Origin of the sequence: Phenylobacterium sp., from assembly GCF_030654915.1 — a bacterium.
GTDB lineage: Bacteria > Pseudomonadota > Alphaproteobacteria > Caulobacterales > Caulobacteraceae > Phenylobacterium.
The window spans coordinates 17008-32156 of record NZ_JAURWM010000094.1 but is presented as its reverse complement, the minus strand read 5'-3'; the positions used below and the strand labels follow the sequence as shown (position 1 = coordinate 32156).

The window sequence follows — 15149 nt, the reverse complement described above, 5'->3', positions numbered from 1 at the left end:
GCCCTTCGCCGACGCTCTCCACGGCGCCGTCACCATGGCCGCCGAGGCCCATGCCCGTGACGGGGGCCTCGCCGGGATCTCGACCGGGCTGGCCGACCTCGACCGCAAGATCGGCGGCCTGCACCCCTCCGACTTGCTGATCCTGGCGGCGCGTCCGTCGATGGGTAAGACCTCGCTCGCCTGTAACGTGGCGTTCGACGTCGCCCGCAACTACGCCTGGGAGCCGCAACCGGACGGCACCAAGAAGACCGTCGCCGGCGGCGTCGTGGCCTTCTTCTCGCTGGAAATGTCGGCCGAGCAACTCGCCATGCGTCTGCTCGCTGAAGTGTCCGGCGTCTCCGGCGACCGTCTGCGTAAGGGCGAGATCGACGCCCTGGAGTTCGGGCGCCTGCGGGACGCGGCCCTGGAAATCCAGGACGCCCCGCTGTTCATCGACGCCACCGGCGGCCTGACTATCGCCAAGCTGACCGCCCGCGCGCGCCGCCTGAAGCGGACCCACGGCCTGGACCTGATCGTCATTGACTACCTGCAGCTGGTCACCGGTGGCGAGGGCAAGAGCGACAACCGGGTGCAGGAAGTCTCGATGATCACCCAGTCGATGAAGGCCCTGGCCAAGGAACTGTCGGTTCCCGTCATCGCCCTGTCGCAGCTGTCGCGTCAGGTCGAAAACCGCGAGGACAAGCGCCCGCAACTTTCCGACCTTCGGGAATCGGGTTCGATCGAACAGGACGCCGACATGGTCATGTTCATCTACCGCGAGAGCTACTATCTCGGCCGCTCCGAGCCGCGCGAAGGTACGCCCGAGCACCTGACCTGGCAGGAAGACATGGACAAGGTCAGAGGCACCGCCGACGTCATCATCGCCAAGCAACGTCACGGTCCCATCGGCACCGTGCGGCTGTCCTTCAACGAAGACATCACCAAGTTCGGAAACCTGGCGCACAGCCAGTTCTTCGCTCCCGACGAGTAAGGCGTCGCCTGGCGCCGCCGCCTCGGCTATGGGACGGGCGATGTCTCTTCCCACCTCCGCGCGCCTGACCATCGATCTCGACGCGCTCGCCCATAATTTCGCGGTCCTGCGGGCTCAGGCGCCCGGGGCTGACGCCGCGCCGGTCATCAAGGCCGACGGCTATGGCCTGGGCGCCGGGCCGTTGGCCCGCCGGCTCTGGGCCGAGGGCGCCCAGGGCTTCTTCGTCGCCCGTCTTTCCGAAGGCGAGAACCTGCGGACCGCGCTCGGCGCCGAGCATCCCGCCACCATCTACGTGCTCGACGGCTTTCTGGCCGGCTCTGGTCCCCGCCTCGCGGCCGCGCGCCTCACGCCGGTGCTGTCCAGCCTGCCGCAGATCGAGGCCGCCACCGCCTTCGCCGCGGCGTCGGGGCATGTGCTCAGCGTCGCCCTGCAGGTCGACACGGGCATGAACCGTCAGGGGCTGACCCTGGCCGAGGCGCGGGCCGTGGCCCAATCGGGCGACCGGCTTCGCGGATTGGATCTTCGCCTGGTCATGAGCCACCTCGGCTCGGCCACCAGCCCCGCCGATCCGCGCAATCAACTTCAACTGGGCCGGTTCGCCCAGGTTCGAAACCTGTTCCCAGGCGTCCGCGCCAGCTTCGCGGCCTCGGCCGGCATCATGCTGGGGCCGGACTATCGCAACGACCTCATCCGGCCAGGCATCAGCCTCTATGGCGGCGGACCGGAGGAGCGCCCGGACCCGCGCCTGCGCGCGGTCGCCAAGTTCGAGGCGCCGATCCTCTACATCCGCAATGTCGAGCCCGGCGAAATGATCGGCTACGGCTCCAACACCGTGATCGACAAGCCGACCCGGATCGCCGTGGTCGGCGCGGGCTACGCGGACGGCATCATCCGGGCGTCCCGGAACGGCGGCTATGGCTGGCTGGCCGGGGCGCGGCGCGCGGTCATCATCGTGACCATGGACCTCATCGCGCTCGATATCGGCGACGCACCGGCCCGCATCGGCGACTGGGTGGAGTTGCTGGGTCCCAACGTCCTGCTGGACGACATCGCCACGGCCGCGGGCACCGTGGCGCACGAATGTCTCGTGCGCCTCGGCGGCCGGGCCGAGCGGATCTATCTCGGAGAGGTCTAGCCGGCCTTGGCCAGCGCCTCGAGACGGGCCAGCCCCACGGCGGCGGCGGCGGCCTTCAGTTCGTCCATGCTGACCCCGTCGCCCTTGGCGGCGACCATGAACCGGTCGCCGACCAGCACGCTGTACTCGCCGTGCTTGGAGGCCTTGTCATAGGACTCCTGGGTCATCCGGCCATCAACCTTGCCAATCTTCTCGTACCTGTCGTCGCTTTCGCTGGACGACTGCACGTTGAAGGCCCCGGCCATCCCAGCCAAGGCGCCCGCCGCGCCCATGTCAACGATGGTGAGCCGGAAGGCTATCGGCCCCTTGGCGTAGGCGCCCTCGGCCTGCGATCCGGACATGCCAGCGACGCCGCCTGATCCGCTGGTCAGTTCGGTCCGAGAATAGCCGGCGATGTTTTCCGGCAGATAGGCCTTGAGGACATCGGGATTGGTCGGGGCGGGCCCCTCACCGTTCTCCAATTGCTTGGCCGCGGCCTCCATTTGCTTGGAGGCCGCTTCCAACTTGGCGAGATCGACCGACTTGCCGCCGATATCAACCGTTCCGGCCGCTGGCGCTCCGGCGATCAGACCCGAACCCGAGCCCATACCCATTCGCATGATCGGGCTGACGATGGCTCCGACAATGATCCCCAGGACCAGGGCGGCGATGATCACCACGATGGTGTAGGGCATGGCCTTGCCCTCCGGCGTCTTCATTAGCCGAGGCAGCCCCTTGAAGAGCAGGAACAGGCTGTAGAGCCCGAGCAACCCCAAGATCCCCAGCGGCGGGTAGATCTCAAAGATACCGGCGACCCAGGACGCGGTTCCGGCATAGGCCGCGACCTTGAACGCCTGAATACGGTTCTTCTCGCCGCCGAAGGTCGGGGCTAGGCCATCAATGATCAGCGCCAGGAGATAGACACCCAGCAGCGTCGCGCCGAAGCCCACCGCAGCGCCGAGCACCGCGCTGAGGATCGAGGGCTTGAAGGTGATCCCAAAGGCGCCGAAGCCGAACACGACGGAGCCGATCAGACCCGCAACCGCCGGGATCAAGGCCAGGGGAATGACATATCCCTTGTAGAGGCCGCCGATCGTCGCCGGCTCCGCATCGATGACGTCCCACGTCGACGATGGCTTCAACAGAATGGATTTGACCCGTTCGACAAGGCCAGCACTGGCCGATCCTGGTTCTACCGCGCTCATATTGTCCGCCCTGCAAAGCCCAACGCGATAACCGCGTCTTGCGAATCTATCCCATGGGTTGCGACGAGCAACAACTTCACCGCGACGGACTTGGCCGCCCGGCGCGGCTAGACTGCTGCTTTACCCGAATCAGAGAGTACGCATGGCCCGCGACGGCGCCGTCTATGTCTGTCAGTCCTGCGGTGCCACGCAGACCAAGTGGGCTGGCCAATGCCCTGCGTGCAACGCCTGGAATTCCCTCAGCGAGGAAGTCCAGACGCGCCCGCCTGGCGCCCTGGCGCCCAGCCGCAGCGCCCGCGGGCGCGGGCTCGCGTTCCAGGGGCTGGACGAGTCGACGCCGGCGCCGCCTCGGCTCTCGACGGGGGTCGATGAGTTCGACCGTGTCTGCGGCGGCGGGGTGGTGCCCGGTTCGGCGATCCTGCTGGGCGGCGACCCCGGCGTTGGGAAGTCGACCTTGCTGTTGCAGGTCGCGGCCAGCGCCGCCCGGCGCGGCGTGCGCTGCGCCTACATCTCCGGCGAAGAAGCCATCGAGCAGGTGCGCGGCCGCGCCCAACGGATGGGACTGGCCGACGCTCCCGTGCGGCTGGCGACCGAGACCTCGCTGCGAGACATCCTGGAGAGCCTGAAGCGCGAGAAATTCGACCTCGTGGTCATCGACTCCATTCAGACCATGTGGAGCGACGCCCACGAAGCCGCGCCAGGTTCCGTGACCCAGGTGCGGGCCGCGACGGGCGAACTGGTTCGCCTGGCCAAGAAGCATGGCGTCGCGGTGATCCTGGTCGGTCACGTCACCAAGGAAGGCACGATCGCTGGTCCACGGGTGATTGAGCACATGGTCGACGCCGTCCTCTCGTTCGAGGGTGAGCGCGGCTATCCGTTCCGCATCCTGCGCGGGGTCAAGAACCGCTTTGGCGCCACCGACGAGATCGGGGTGTTCGAGATGGGCGACGCCGGCCTCGGCGAGGTGACAAACCCCTCGGCGCTGTTCCTCGACACCTCGGGCGAGCGCGCGGCCGGCGCGGCGGTGTTCGCCGGCATCGAGGGCTCCCGCCCCGTCCTGGTCGAGTTCCAAGCCCTGGTCGCCCCATCGGCCTATGGCACGCCCCGGCGCGCCGTGGTCGGTTGGGACTCCGGACGGCTGGCGATGGTGCTGGCGGTGCTCGAGTCCCGATGCGGGCTTTCACTGGGCAATCGTGATGTCTATCTCAACGTCGCGGGCGGCTTGCGGGTCAGCGAGCCTGCCGCCGACCTCGCCGCCGCCGCCGCCCTCGCCTCCTCGGCCCTGGACCAAGCCCTACCCCAGGACTGCGTGGTCTTCGGCGAGATCAGCCTGTCAGGCGACATCCGGCCGGTCAGCCGCATGGAGGGCCGCATGAAGGAAGCCGCCAAGCTTGGCTTCAAGCGCGTGCTCGGCCCGAAGGACTTGGACGGCGGCGCGATGAAGATACATGGCGTGACGCGCCTGGCCGACGCGATCGGGCGTATTGGTGAAAACCAATGGGAATGAACGGCTTGCCTTGGTTTGATATTGTCGTCCTGGCGATCCTGGTGGTCTCGGCTGGCTTCGGCTTCGTCAGCGGCGCCACGCGCGAGATGGTGCGCGCCCTGTCCTTCGTGCTGGCGGCGGTCGTCGCGATCTATGGCCTTCGCTGGTCTGGCCCCATCGGGCGCGAGTTGATCGATCCTGACTGGGTCGGAACCGTCCTCGCCGGCCTGATCGTCTTCGTGGTCGTTTATGCCGCACTTCGGATCGCCGGCGGCGGCCTTGCCCGCGGCGTGCAGAGCACCCAAGTGCTCGGCATCCTGGATCGTACCGTCGGATTGGGATTCGGACTTCTACGCGCCTTGGTGGTGCTCGGAGCTTTGTATTTGGCCTTCAACGCCGCGACGCCTCCGGACCGAGTTCCGAAATGGATGACCGGTGCGGCGTTTTACCCACTGACCAAGACGTCAGGCGAAATCCTAAAAGCCTTCGCGCCCAAGGGCTTAGACATGGCTGATAAGTTCGCCCCGTCCCTTGAAAGCGCGGTGCGTGAAGGTTCGACGACCGATCAACGTGACTCTCGCGACGCCCAAGGCTATGACCCCCGCGAACGACGCGGGCTAGACGATCTGGTGGAGAAATCCCGATGACTCAGGATCAAGATCGATGGCGCGAGCCGACCTTCCGGGATCCTGACGACGACACTCCTCGTCTCGAGTGCGGCGTGTTCGGCGTATACGATACGGCCGCCGCCGCGGCGATCACCGCTTTGGGTTTGCACGCCCTGCAGCATCGTGGCCAAGAGGCCTGCGGCATCGCGGTCTTCGATGGCCAGCGCTTCCACACCGAGCGCCATATGGGTCATGTCGGCGACGCCTTCGCCGGGGCCGACCTGGTGGATCGCCTGCCCGGCCACTCGGCCATCGGCCACACGCGCTATTCGACCGCTGGCGGCAGCTTCATCCGCAACGTCCAGCCGATGTTCGCCGATCTTGAGGCCGGCGGCGTCGCCCTGGCCCACAACGGCAACCTCACCAACTTCCTGACCCTGCGCGAACAGCTGGTCGTCGAAGGGGCCATCTTCCAGTCGACCTCCGACTCCGAAGTGATCCTCCACCTGCTGGCCCGCTCGCGGAAAGCCAAGTTCGTCGACCGCTTCATCGACGCCCTGTCCAAGATCGAGGGCGGCTACGCCCTGGTGGCCCTGACCAACAAGAAACTGATCGGCGTGCGCGACCCGCTGGGCATCCGCCCGCTGGTGCTCGGCGATCTCGACGGCAAGGCGGTCCTAGCCTCGGAGACCTGCGCCCTCGACATGATCGGCGCCAAGTTCGTCCGCGACATCGAGCACGGCGAAATGGTCGTGATCGACCACAAGGGCATCCGCAGCCTGAAACCCTTCCCGGCCGCCCGCGCCCGCCCCTGCATCTTCGAATACGTCTACTTCGCCCGTCCGGACTCGGTCGTGAACGGCCGCTCGGTCTATGATGTGCGCAAGCGCATGGGCCGTCGCCTGGCGCAGGAAAGCCACGTCCCGGTGGACGTCGTCGTTCCCGTGCCTGACTCCGGCGTTCCCGCCGCCCTCGGCTATTCGCAGGAAACCGGCGTGCCCTTCGAAATGGGCATCATCCGCAACCACTATGTCGGCCGGACCTTCATCCAGCCGACCCAGGGCGCTCGCGAACTGGGCGTGCGCATGAAGCTCTCGCCGAACCGCAGCGTGCTGGCTGGCAAACGGGTGATGCTGATCGACGACTCGATCGTCCGTGGCACCAACTCCGTCCGCGTCGTGCGCATGGTTCGTGAGGCCGGCGCCGCCGAGGTGCACCTGCGCTCGGCCTCGCCGCCGATCATGTGGCCCGACTACTACGGCATCGACATGCCTGATCGCGAGCACCTGCTGGCGGCCAACAAGTCGGTCGAGGAAATCGCCAAGATCCTGGGCGTCGACTCGATGGGCTACCTGTCGGTCGATGGCCTCTACGCCGCCATGCAGTCCGAGCCGCGGGACCCCGCCAACCCGCAGTTCACCGACCACTATTTCACCGGTGACTATCCGACCCGCCTTCTGGATCGCGAGATCGCCGAGGGCCGCAACGACGGCGCCGACCGTCAATTGTCGTTCCTGGTCGACGCGTGAGTTCAAGGCCGGCGGCCTGGCTCAAGAAGCTAGGCCTCGATTGGTACATCGCCGCGATCGTGGGGATGGTGGTGCTCGCCTCCATCCTGCCCGCGCGTGGCGAGGCCGCCCACCTGGTCTCCAATCTGACGAAGATCAGCATCGCGCTGGTCTTCTTCCTGCATGGCGCGAAGCTTAGCCCCGACGCCGTGCTCAAGGGCTTGCTGCACTGGCGGCTGCACGGCCTGGTGCTCGCCACCACCTTCATCCTGTGGCCCGTCATGGGTCTTGGCGCCGCGTCGTTGCCCGGCTGGATCGTGCCCGCCGCCCTGGCGCCGGGCCTGGTCTATCTCGCTTGCCTGCCCTCCACGATTCAGTCGGCGATCAGCTTCACCGCCATCGCTCGGGGCAGCGTGCCGGCCGCGGTTTGCGGGGCTTCGGCCTCCAACCTGCTCGGCATGTTCCTGACCCCGCTGCTGGTCGGGCTGCTGCTTGGCGCTGAAGGCGGCTCGCTATCGCTGTCGTCGATCGAGGCGATCCTGCTGCAACTGCTGGTCCCGTTCATCGCCGGCCAAGTCCTGCGTCGCTGGATCCTTGGCTGGATCCAGAAATATGCCAAGCCGCTGAGCCTGACCGATCGCGGCTCGATCCTACTGGTGGTCTACAACGCCTTTTCCGGCGCCGTGGTCGCCGGCATCTGGAGCCAGGTCACCGCCTGGGATCTCGCCCGGATCATCGCCATTTGCCTGGCCCTGCTGGCCCTATCGCTCGGCTTCATGATTTGGGTCGCGCGGACCCGCGGCTTCTCGACGGAAGACGAAATCGCCATCGCCTTCGCCGGTTGCAACAAGAGCCTGGCGGCCGGCGTGCCGATGGCCGGCGTGCTGTTCCCCGCCGCGACGGTTGGGTTCGTGCTTCTGCCGGTGATGCTCTATCACCAGTTCCAACTCATGGTCTGCGCCGCACTGGCGCAGCGCTACGCCAAACGCCCGCTTCAAGAGCAAAGTCATGACTGAGACACTTCCCCTCGACGGCCGCATCGCCCTGGTCACCGGCGCCACTCGCGGCATTGGCCGCGCCAGCGCCCTGGCGCTCGCCCAGGCCGGCGCCCACGTCGTCGCCGTTGGCCGCAGCCAGGGCGCGCTGGAAGAGCTGGACGACGAGATCAAGACCGCGACCGGCAAGCCGGCCACCCTGGTGCCGCTCGACCTGACCAAGGGTAACGACATCGACGCCCTGGGCCTGGCCATCCACCAGCGTTTCCAGCGCCTGGACATCCTCGTCCACGCCGCCGCGATCCTCGGCGGCCTGACGCCGGTCTCGCACATCGATCCGAGCATGTGGGACAAGGTGTTCGCCACCAACGTCACCGCGAGCTATCGCCTGATCCGCTCGACCGAGCGCCTGCTGCGGGAATCCACCGCCGGCCGCGGCATCTTCTTCACCACGGGCCGCGTCGAGCGTCCGAAGGCGTTCTGGGGCCCCTATGGCGCGTCAAAGGCCGCGCTCGAGCATCTGGTCCGGACTTGGGCCGACGAGCTCGAGAACACCGACATTCGCGCCATGCTGGTCGATCCGGGCACGATGCGGACCCAGATGCGCGCCGAGGCCATGCCGGGCGAGGATCCGATGAGCCTGCCCCACCCCTCGGAAATCGGCCCGCTGATCGTCGAACTGGCTCAGGCGGACCTGGGCCTGCCCAAGGTCAACGTCCGTTTTTCCGATTGGAAAGCGGCCGGGAAGCTCGCTTCGGCTTAACGCCGGGGCGATTGAGCTTCTGCGCGCGGCCCTTCGGCGTTGGGCCCGCGCCCACCTTCAGCTTGCCAGGCGAGAGCAGCTTGCTCCGCGGCTTCACCTTCGGTTTCGGCTTGGCCTTGACCTTCTCGGCGGCCTCGACAACGGGGTCGGCGAGAGGCGCCATGCCGAGGCGCGTGCGGGCGACGCCCTTCGGCTCCACGACCTTCTTGCCCAGCTTGGGCGCGAAGTTGGGGACGCGTGAACGCGGCGCCGGGCCGCCCTTGTCCTCGCCCTCGGCATAGGGGTTCTTCGTCGACTTGACGGTCAGCCGCATTGGCACGCCCGGCATCTCGAAGCTCTCACGCAGCGAGTTGATTAGGTAGCGGCGATAGTGGTCGGGCAACTGGTCGGCGCGGCTGGCGAACAGTACGAAGGTTGGCGGGCGCGCCTTGGTCTGCGCCATGTACTTCGGCTTCACGCGACGCCCGCCGACGGCGGGCGGCGGGTGACGCTCCAGCGCCATCTTCAGCCAGTCGTTCAGGTCGCGGGTCTTCACCTTGGTCGACCAGTCGTTGTGGACCTTGAACACCGCCGGCATCAGCCGGTCGAGGTGACGCCCCGTCTCGGCCGAAAGCGCGATGACCGGCGATCCGCGAAGCTGCGGCAGCAGACGGCCAGCCTCCTCGGTGATCTCCTTCAGGGTCGCGCCCTGGTTTTCGATCAGGTCCCACTTGGCCAGGCAGAAGACCAGCCCGCGGCCCTCACGCTCGACCAGGTCGGCGATCTGCAGGTCCTGGATTTCGAACGGGTGGGTGGCGTCCATCACCAGGATCACGATCTCGGCGAAGGTGATCGCCCGGATTGTGTCACCGGTGGAGAGCTTCTCGAGCTTTTCCTGGACCTTGGCCTTGCGGCGCAGGCCAGCGGTGTCGACCAGCCGCACGGCGCGGTCGTCCCAGGTCCAGTCGACCGGGATGGCGTCACGGGTGATGCCCGCCTCGGGACCAGTCAGCAGCCGGTCTTCGCCGATCAGCTTATTGACCAGAGTCGACTTGCCGGCGTTCGGACGGCCGACGATGGCGATGCGGATGGGCTTCTCGCCCTCTTCATCGGCTTCGTCGTCGATCTCGGGCCAGACGGCGAGCAGCGCCTGGTAGAGGTCGGCCATGCCCTCGCCGTGCTCGGCGGAGATCGCGATCGGTTCACCAAGACCAAGCTCGAAGGCCTCATTGACGCCGACGTTGCTGGCCTTGCTCTCGGCCTTGTTGGCCGCGAGGATCACCGGCTTGTCGTGCCGGCGCAGGATTTCGGCGAACACCTCGTCCATCGGCGTCACGCCATCGCGGGCGTCGACGACGAACAGCGCGACGTCGGCCTCTTCGATGGCCAAAATCGTCTGCTGACGCATGCGGGATTCGAGGCTGTCGTCAGTGACGTCCTCGAAGCCGGCGGTGTCGATCAGTTCTAGGTCCAGGTCGCCGATTCGACCGGTGCCGAAGCGCCGGTCGCGGGTAACGCCGGGCTGGTCATCGACGATGGCGAGCTTGCGGCCCGCCAGTCGGTTGAACAGCGTCGACTTACCGACATTCGGACGCCCTACAATTGCAAGCCGCATGGGCATGGCGTCACGCTCTATCCGAGTTTAGCGCAGCGCGATGAGTTGAGCCTCATCCGTCACGACATAGATGGTACCATTGGCCGCGATCGGGCCAAGCAGCGTCGGCGAGCCGAGGTTGACGGTCTTTTCGACCTCCCCGGTTCTCGCATTCAACGCCACCAGTTCGCCGGTCTGCCCCGCCACGATCACGCGGTTGGAGGCCAGCAGCGGGCTCGACCAGATCGGCCGGGTGGTGAAGTTCTTCTTGCCGACGCCCATGAAGCCGCCCGCGCGCTTTTCGCGGCCTTCGCCGAGATCGCGGATCCAGTAGATCTGGCCGCTTTCACGAGCGACGCAGATCACTTCGCCGGCCTTGGAGACGACATAGACGACGTCGCCCGCCGGCCAAGGGGTGGTGATGCCGGTCACCGGCAGGCTCCAGCGCGCCTGGCCGGTGCGCAGGTCGGTCGCCGCGAAGACGCCCGAATGGCTCACCGCGAACACGTCGCCTTGATAGATAACCGGACGGCCGGCGATGTCGCGGATCTCGGACAGGGCGTTGTTGCGGTTGGCGCGGCTGAGCGCCTCGTTCCACAGGTCGTTGCCGTTGGCCGCGCGCAGGGCGACCAGTTCACCCGAACCGAACGACGCCACGACGGTGTCGCCGGCCACGGCCGGGCTCGACGCCGCCAGGATGCGGGCGGGCTCCGACAGCGCCTGATAGTTCCAGCCGGCCGCGCCGGTGGCCGTGTCGAAGGTCAGCAGGGTGTTGTCCACCGCGACCACGAACAGGCGACCGCCCGAAACGGTCGGCGCGGCGTGCAGCGGCTGCTCGGTGGTGGTTTTCCACAGCACGGCGCCGGTGTTGGCGTCGAGCTGGGCCGCGAAGCGGTAGCCGGATGTGACGTAGAGCTTGCCGTCGACGAAGGCCAGGCCGCCGCCAAAGGCTTCCTTGTCCCGGCGCGAGCCCGGACGCAGATCAGCTTTCCAGAGCACCGCTCCGGTTTGACCATCGATGGCCGAGACCGCGGCCCCGCCATCCATCACGAACACCTTGCCGTCGGCCGCCACCGGCGGAGCGGTGACGTGAGAGCCGCGATTGGAGCCGTCGCCAAAGCCACGCTTCCAGGCGACGCTCAACGAACCGCCGGCTTCCGGATGGTTTGTCGTCTGATCGGGCGAACCGCCAGCCTGGGACCAGCTCGCATTGACCTCAGGCGTCGGCAGGAAGAAGTCGGCGCCCTTCAGGGCTTCGGCCACTTCCAGCGTCTGGTCAGCCGCCACGATGGCGATGCGCTCGCCCTCGGCCGCCGTTTCCGTCGGACCGTCGTCACCCTTGTTGAAGGGGTTCATCTTGCTGATCGACGAGCAGCCGCTCACGGCGACACTGGCCGTGAGAAGGAGAGCAAGCAGGCTGGTACGGCGCATATGCGTCATTGGGGTCCGGGGGCTGGCTGTTGTTGCGCAGGCGGGGCGGATTGGGGAGCGCCAGGCGCGAGCGCGCCAGGCGGAATTTGAACGGGCGGCGGCAGGGCCAAGGCGGCCTTCACGGCGGCCGGCACGGCCTTGGCCGAGCCGGAATCGATCAGGGCCTGGCCAGCCTGGGCGCGAGCCCGGGCGGCTTCGCCCGCGTCGGCCATCAGCGTGATCAAGCTGAAGTCGCTGCGCGCGCCGGCGAGATCGCCAGCCATCAGCTTGGAGAAGGCGAGCGCTTCGCGAGCTTCAGCGCGATAGGGACGGCCTTCTTTCGTAAGCGGCGTCAGGCGCGCCTCCATGTCCTTGTAAGGAGCCGTGTCCAGCAAGGCGAAGGCGGATTTGAGGCGAGCCGAATCGCCGAGAATGTCGTTCGGCGCGGCCTCTGCGGCCTCATCGAACAGCTTCACGGCTTCCGCGGTCTTGTTATCGGCCAGTTTCAGGCCGCCAAGGTGCTGCAGCGACAGGGCCTTGTAGGCCTTGGACGAGCCCTTGCTGACCTCGCTCCACAGGCTGATCGCCTCGTCGCGACGCCCGGCGTTAAAAGACTCGATCGCCTGCGCGTATTGCTCCGAAGCCTTGGCCGCGGCTTGGTTTCGGAAGTGCTGGTAGCCCCAGACAGCCAGCGCGATGACCAGGGCGATGACCAACAGGCCGCCGACCACGGGCAGGATTTTCAGCGCAAGCGCCTTGTAGCGGTCGGTGCGGAGTTGCTCCTCGACCTCTTCAAAGACATCAACCACGTAAGGGGACTCCGCGCGAATGGGCGTTTGGGTTCAGAGCGGCGGAACCTATAGCGGCGGAGCCGTGGCTGCAACGCTCCCGGTCATTCGACCTCGTCGCGCGTCATCACGGTGGCCGCGCCATCGAAGAACAAGGTGCTCAACAGATAGAATCCAGCCGCGATTAGATCGCATGTTTCACGCCCCGCGTCCCCTAGCGAGGCTTCACGATCGCCTCGAAGCCGGCTGCGCAATAGTCAAACAACCGCGTCCTCACCGCCTCCAGGTCCCGCGAACGGCAAAGACCGCCCGAGAGCTGGTCGATCCGTCCAGTTTCGGAGAGGGCCAGCATCATCGACCCGGTCAGGAACTGATAGCCCCAATAGAGGTCTTCGAGCTCCGCCTCGGGCATGGTCCGCTTCAACACGGCGACCAACTGGTGGACCACCGGGTCGAAGAACCGGTTCATCGTCTCCCCGCCCCAAGCCGGGGTGTTGTTGACCAGCGCCACCAGCCGGAAATAGTTCTTCCAGCCCGCCTCTCCGGTCAATGAACGCTCGATCAGCGGCCCGATGAAGGCCTCCATCACGCCGCGCGTGGTCATTGCGCCAGGACATGCGGCCTCATAGGCGGCCATGGCCACCAGGCGTTCGGCGTTCAGGATCTCGGCCCGGCGTGAGAAGACTGCATCGAACAACCCGCGTTTGGTGCCGAAATAATAGTGGATCAGGGCGGTGTCGACGCCGGCCTCCGCGGCGACCTGGCGGGTGGTGACCCCGTGGAAACCGTGCCCGGCGAAGAGCAGTTCGGCAGCGTCCAGGATCACGGCGCGCAAATCGGCCCCTTCCCCCTTTCGGCGGCGGCCGCGCCCTAGGGACGGCGGCGTCGGCGCGGCGCGGCTCACGCGTCGTCGTCCTCTGCGCCCTTGGCTAGGCAGGTGACCGCGACGTCGGCGGTCACATTGGCCACGGTCCGGAAGATGTCCGGGATCGTCTCCACCGCCAGCAGGATCGGCAGCAGATCAAGCGGCACCCCCATGATCAGGCAAATCGGCCCGGTGGTGGTGAAGAAGGTGATCTGGCCGGGCAGTCCGACCGAGGCCAGGCTGATGACGGCCGCCACCGCGATCCCGGCCACCAGGACGGCGGGATTCAGGTGCACGCCGTAGACGTGGGCGCAGTAGATCGCGACGCTCAAATTCGCCGCCGGGCTCGATATCCGGAAGAGCGAGACGGCCAGGGGCAGTACGACGGCCCGGATATGCTCGGGGACCCCCAACTGCTGCGCGCCCTCGATCATCGCCGGCAGCGAAGCGATGGACGACTGGGTCGAGAACCCCACCGCCTGGGCCGGAGCCACGGCCCTGGCGAAGGAAAACAATGAGACTCCCGCCAGCAGCGCGATCAGATAGGCCAGCAGGGCGATCGCGATACACACCCCCGACAGCAGTAAGATATAGTGGCCGAGCGCGCCGACGGCCCCAAAGCCCGCCTTGGCACCGACCATCAAAGCCAGGGCGAACACCCCGATGGGCGCCAGCAGCAGGACCCAGTGGACGAGGACCAGCATCGCTTCCACGATGCCGTCGAAGACCTGCAGCAGGGCGGTTTTCAGCTCGGTCTTGATCCGTGTGACCGCCAGACCGAACAGCAGCGCGAACACCACCATCGGCGCGATGCTCGTCTCGGCGGCGGCCTGGATCGGGTTGGTCGGAATGAAGGCCCGCAGCCAAGCGGACATGGCGGGGAAGTCGGGAACCTTGGCGCTCGAGTGTCCGGCGGCGTCGCGAAGCCCCGCCACCGCCTCGATCGGGGCTGGCCAGACCGCCAGCACGCCGGTGACGGCGATGGCCGCGAAGGTCGCCGAGCCGAGCAATAGCAAGGCGAACAGGCCTAGCGCGCGCGCCGCTGTTCCCCCCGCCGCCGCGGTCCCCGCCGCCGAGGCGACGCCCACGACCAGCAACGAGAACACCAGGGGCACGATGGTCATGCGCAATGCGTCGAGCCACATGCCGCCGACCGGATCCGCCACGGCCAGAATCCGCGCCATGAGCGGATGCCCGGCCATGGCCGCGCCCATGCACAGACCGGCCACGAGACTGAACACGATCCGCAAGGTTGGTTGCGCGCCCACGAAACGGAACGCTGTCGGTAGCTTGGCCATCACGCGAACCTAGTGCGACGACGGCCAAAGTCGGAACTGGTTTTCGTCCTGATTGAAATCGCGACCCAATTTCGCCCCCGCCGCGGGCGCCAGGACCTCCATATGGGCTTTTCAATTCGGTTGGCAGCCATCCTTGTTCGTCCTAGCTTTCACCGTCGTCTGGCTTCTGCGATGGCGACGGGAGGGATGAGCAATGATCATCTCACTGCCTCCGGTGAACGCGGACCTCGAAGTCCTCGGCCGAAGATTGAGAGCGATCCGGGAAGCCCGTGGACTCGGGCTCGAACGGCTGGCCGACGAGGTCCAGCTCAGCCACGCTGAACTCTCCATGGCCGAACACGGCCGGCTAAGACTGGGCTCGGCCCAACTCCACGCCCTGACCGCCGCCCTGCACGTCTCGCCCCGCATCCTGTTCGAACCGGCGATAGACGTCTCGAAGATCCGGCCGTTCTAGGTCAGCGCCGCAGCGCCGCTTCGACAAAATATTCGGGAAAATGTCGCGGCCATGTCGAATATCTGCGGCCCCGAACGACAAGTCGCATTCACCGCCCCACGACAGAGAGTTC

Annotated in this window: 14 protein-coding genes; 8 read left to right on the top strand and 6 right to left on the bottom strand. The window is 66.9% G+C overall.

Features of this window, described 5'->3' with window-relative positions; translation table 11 throughout:
• Together dnaB and alr are read left to right on the top strand one after the other, a co-directional pair.
• A partial coding sequence (gene dnaB, locus Q7T84_RS04705) for a replicative DNA helicase (protein ID WP_304806554.1) occupies positions 1-970 on the top strand: 970 nt, incomplete at its 5' end.
• A 40-nt stretch (positions 971-1010) separates the two neighbouring features.
• Positions 1011-2105: an alanine racemase gene (gene alr, locus Q7T84_RS04700; protein WP_304806553.1), complete on the top strand. Its 1095-nt coding sequence runs from the start codon at positions 1011-1013 to the stop codon at positions 2103-2105.
• Here the strand turns inward: alr and Q7T84_RS04695 are convergent.
• Positions 2102-3289, bottom strand: coding sequence for a Yip1 family protein (locus tag Q7T84_RS04695; RefSeq protein ID WP_304806552.1), 1188 nt, complete (start codon positions 3287-3289; stop codon positions 2102-2104). The genes alr and Q7T84_RS04695 overlap by 4 nt on opposite strands.
• 142 nt (positions 3290-3431) lie before the next feature.
• Here Q7T84_RS04695 and radA point away from each other — a divergent pair, with 142 nt between their 5' ends.
• Genes radA through Q7T84_RS04670 form a run of 5 tightly spaced genes read left to right on the top strand, consistent with a single transcriptional unit; the run spans position 3432 to position 8649 of the window.
• The gene (gene radA / locus Q7T84_RS04690) at positions 3432-4796 is read left to right on the top strand and encodes a DNA repair protein RadA (protein WP_304806551.1); all 1365 of its coding nucleotides are present in this window, start codon (positions 3432-3434) and stop codon (positions 4794-4796) included.
• Positions 4793-5422 carry a CvpA family protein gene (locus Q7T84_RS04685; protein ID WP_304806550.1) on the top strand — a complete coding sequence of 210 codons (630 nt, stop codon included), beginning with the start codon at positions 4793-4795 and terminating at the stop codon, positions 5420-5422. The genes radA and Q7T84_RS04685 overlap by 4 nt, the downstream gene beginning before the upstream one ends.
• Positions 5419-6912 (top strand): amidophosphoribosyltransferase, encoded by a 1494-nt coding sequence (gene purF / locus Q7T84_RS04680; protein WP_304806549.1) that lies wholly within the window; start codon positions 5419-5421, stop codon positions 6910-6912. Before Q7T84_RS04685 ends, purF begins: the two co-directional genes overlap by 4 nt.
• On the top strand, positions 6909-7907 hold the full coding sequence (locus tag Q7T84_RS04675) for a bile acid:sodium symporter family protein (RefSeq protein WP_304806547.1): 999 nt from the start codon (positions 6909-6911) through the stop codon (positions 7905-7907). The genes purF and Q7T84_RS04675 overlap by 4 nt, the downstream gene beginning before the upstream one ends.
• Complete coding sequence (locus Q7T84_RS04670) at positions 7900-8649, top strand: SDR family NAD(P)-dependent oxidoreductase (protein WP_304806546.1); 750 nt, start codon at positions 7900-7902, stop codon at positions 8647-8649. Before Q7T84_RS04675 ends, Q7T84_RS04670 begins: the two co-directional genes overlap by 8 nt.
• Here Q7T84_RS04670 and der read toward each other — a convergent pair.
• From der to Q7T84_RS04645, 5 genes are all read right to left on the bottom strand, one after another.
• Positions 8597-10249, bottom strand: a complete 1653-nt coding sequence (der, locus tag Q7T84_RS04665) for a ribosome biogenesis GTPase Der (RefSeq protein ID WP_304806545.1) — start codon at positions 10247-10249, stop codon at positions 8597-8599. The two genes, Q7T84_RS04670 and der, sit on opposite strands and share 53 nt — an antisense overlap.
• A gap of 21 nt (positions 10250-10270) precedes the next feature.
• On the bottom strand, positions 10271-11662 hold the full coding sequence (locus tag Q7T84_RS04660; RefSeq protein ID WP_304806544.1) for a PQQ-like beta-propeller repeat protein: 1392 nt from the start codon (positions 11660-11662) through the stop codon (positions 10271-10273).
• Complete coding sequence (locus Q7T84_RS04655) at positions 11659-12441, bottom strand: tetratricopeptide repeat protein (protein ID WP_304806543.1); 783 nt, start codon at positions 12439-12441, stop codon at positions 11659-11661. Before Q7T84_RS04655 ends, Q7T84_RS04660 begins: the two co-directional genes overlap by 4 nt.
• Positions 12442-12634: 193 nt before the next feature.
• Positions 12635-13324 carry a TetR family transcriptional regulator gene (locus tag Q7T84_RS04650; protein ID WP_370653619.1) on the bottom strand — a complete coding sequence of 230 codons (690 nt, stop codon included), beginning with the start codon at positions 13322-13324 and terminating at the stop codon, positions 12635-12637.
• The gene (locus tag Q7T84_RS04645; RefSeq protein WP_304806540.1) at positions 13321-14583 is read right to left on the bottom strand and encodes a dicarboxylate/amino acid:cation symporter; all 1263 of its coding nucleotides are present in this window, start codon (positions 14581-14583) and stop codon (positions 13321-13323) included. Before Q7T84_RS04645 ends, Q7T84_RS04650 begins: the two co-directional genes overlap by 4 nt.
• A 193-nt stretch (positions 14584-14776) precedes the next feature.
• On the opposite strand from Q7T84_RS04645, the gene Q7T84_RS04640 reads away from it, so the two are divergent.
• Entirely contained in the window at positions 14777-15037 is a 261-nt protein-coding gene (locus tag Q7T84_RS04640) for a helix-turn-helix domain-containing protein (RefSeq protein ID WP_304806539.1), read from the top strand.
• Positions 15038-15149 lie beyond the last annotated feature (112 nt).

Coding starts and splice junctions, on each gene's coding strand:
- Q7T84_RS04640 (WP_304806539.1), top strand. CDS start 14,777: ATGATCATCTCACTGCCTCCGGTGAACGCGGACCTCGAAGTCCTCGGC.
- Q7T84_RS04670 (WP_304806546.1), top strand. CDS start 7,900: ATGACTGAGACACTTCCCCTCGACGGCCGCATCGCCCTGGTCACCGGC.
- Q7T84_RS04645 (WP_304806540.1), bottom strand. CDS start 14,583: ATGGCCAAGCTACCGACAGCGTTCCGTTTCGTGGGCGCGCAACCAACC.
- Q7T84_RS04685 (WP_304806550.1), top strand. CDS start 4,793: ATGAACGGCTTGCCTTGGTTTGATATTGTCGTCCTGGCGATCCTGGTG.
- alr (WP_304806553.1), top strand. CDS start 1,011: ATGTCTCTTCCCACCTCCGCGCGCCTGACCATCGATCTCGACGCGCTC.
- der (WP_304806545.1), bottom strand. CDS start 10,249: ATGCCCATGCGGCTTGCAATTGTAGGGCGTCCGAATGTCGGTAAGTCG.
- purF (WP_304806549.1), top strand. CDS start 5,419: ATGACTCAGGATCAAGATCGATGGCGCGAGCCGACCTTCCGGGATCCT.
- Q7T84_RS04660 (WP_304806544.1), bottom strand. CDS start 11,662: ATGACGCATATGCGCCGTACCAGCCTGCTTGCTCTCCTTCTCACGGCC.
- radA (WP_304806551.1), top strand. CDS start 3,432: ATGGCCCGCGACGGCGCCGTCTATGTCTGTCAGTCCTGCGGTGCCACG.
- Q7T84_RS04695 (WP_304806552.1), bottom strand. CDS start 3,289: ATGAGCGCGGTAGAACCAGGATCGGCCAGTGCTGGCCTTGTCGAACGG.